This window comes from Xanthobacter aminoxidans, assembly GCF_043193615.1.
Taxonomy (GTDB): Bacteria; Pseudomonadota; Alphaproteobacteria; order Rhizobiales; family Xanthobacteraceae; genus Xanthobacter; species Xanthobacter aminoxidans.
The window spans coordinates 1-1,699 of the sequence record NZ_JBAFUS010000013.1; the positions used below are offsets into that span (position 1 = coordinate 1).

Genomic DNA, 1,699 nt, shown 5'->3' on the forward strand with positions numbered 1-1,699 from the left:
GATGAAGATCCTGGTGCCCGTTAAGCGGGTGGTGGATTACAACGTTAAGGTCCGGGTGAAGTCTGACGGGTCGGGCGTTGAGCTGGCCAACGTCAAGATGTCCATGAACCCGTTCGACGAGATCGCGGTGGAAGAGGCGCTGCGCCTCAAGGAAGCCGGCAAGGCGACCGAGGTGATTGCGGTGTCCATCGGACCGGCCCAGGCCTCCGAGACGCTGCGCACGGCCCTTGCCATGGGCGCCGACCGCGGCATCCTGGTGAAGACCGACGGCGTGGTCGAGCCGCTCGCCGTGGCCAAGATCCTCAAGGGCGTGGTGGGCGAGGAAGCCCCCGGCCTCGTGATCCTCGGCAAGCAGGCCATCGACGACGACTGCAACCAGACCGGCCAGATGCTGGCGGCGCTGCTGGGCTGGCCTCAAGCCACCTTCGCGTCCAAGGTCGTGGTGGAGGACGGCGGCGCGCTCGTCACCCGCGAGATCGACGGCGGCCTGCAGACCCTCAAGCTCAACGGCCCGGCCATCGTCACGACGGACCTGCGCCTCAACGAGCCGCGCTACGCCTCGCTCCCCAACATCATGAAGGCGAAGAAGAAGCCCATCGCCGAGAAGACGCCGGCCGATTACGGGGTCGACGTCGCCCCGCGGCTCGAAGTGCTGAAGACCGCCGAGCCGGCCGGCCGCAAGGCGGGCGTCAAGGTGGGCTCGGTGGCCGAGCTGGTGGCAAAGCTCAAGGATGAGGCGGGGGTGATCTGATGGCCGTTCTGCTCATTGCCGAACACGACAATTCGGCCCTCAACGGCGTCACCGCCAAGGCCCTCACCGCCGCCGCCGCCATGGGCGCGCCGGTGCATGTGCTGGTCGCCGGCCAGAACGCCAAGGCCGTGGCCGAGGCCGCCGCGAAGCTCTCGGGCGTCGAGAAGGTGCTGCTGGCCGACGACGCGCTCTATGCGCACCGCCTGGCCGAGCCGCTGGCGGCGCTGCTCGTCTCGCTGGCCGGGTCCTACGACGCCATCGTCGGCCCCTCCACCGCCAGCGCCAAGAACGTGCTGCCGCGCGTCGCCGCGCTGCTGGACGTGATGCAGGTGTCCGACATCATCAAGGTGGTGGCGCCCGATACGTTCGAGCGGCCCATCTATGCCGGCAACGCCATCCAGACCGTGAAGTCCAACGACGCCAAGAAGGTGGTGACGGTGCGCACCGCCTCCTTCGCCGCCACGCCCGAAGGCGGCTCGGCCGCCATCGAGGCGGTTGGCGCGGCGTCCGACCCGGCGCTCTCCACCTTCGTGGAAGAGAGCATCGCCGCTTCCGACCGCCCCGAGCTGACCGCCGCGAAGATCATCGTGTCGGGCGGCCGCGCGGTAGGCTCGCGGGAGAAGTTCGCCGAGCTGATCGAGCCTCTGGCCGACGCGCTGGGCGCGGCGGTGGGCGCCTCGCGCGCCGCGGTGGATGCGGGCTATGCCCCGAACGACTGGCAGGTGGGCCAGACCGGCAAGGTCGTCGCCCCCGAGCTTTATGTCGCCCTCGGCATCTCCGGCGCCATCCAGCATCTCGCCGGCATGAAGGACTCCAAGGTCATCGTCGCCGTCAACAAGGACGAGGAAGCCCCCATCTTCCAGGTGGCGGACTACGGCCTCGTCGGCGATATCAACACCGTCATCCCTGAACTCAAGGCGGAAATCGCCAAGGTTAAGGGATAGGATC

The 1,699-nt window shown here is 68.5% G+C and carries 2 protein-coding genes; both read left to right on the plus strand.

What is annotated here, in order from left to right; genetic code table 11:
• Position 1: 1 nt before the first annotated feature.
• Entirely contained in the window at positions 2–751 is a 750-nt protein-coding gene (locus V5F74_RS25970; RefSeq protein WP_029556089.1) for an electron transfer flavoprotein subunit beta/FixA family protein, read from the plus strand.
• Entirely contained in the window at positions 751–1,695 is a 945-nt protein-coding gene (locus tag V5F74_RS25975) for an electron transfer flavoprotein subunit alpha/FixB family protein (RefSeq protein WP_394010507.1), read from the plus strand. The genes V5F74_RS25970 and V5F74_RS25975 overlap by 1 nt, the downstream gene beginning before the upstream one ends.
• The last annotated feature ends 4 nt before the right edge of the window (positions 1,696–1,699 follow it).

What these genes read in the sequence shown, in the direction of transcription:
- V5F74_RS25970 (WP_029556089.1), top strand. Translation starts at nt 2, where the DNA reads ATGAAGATCCTGGTGCCCGTTAAGCGGGTGGTGGATTACAACGTTAAG.
- V5F74_RS25975 (WP_394010507.1), top strand. Translation starts at nt 751, where the DNA reads ATGGCCGTTCTGCTCATTGCCGAACACGACAATTCGGCCCTCAACGGC.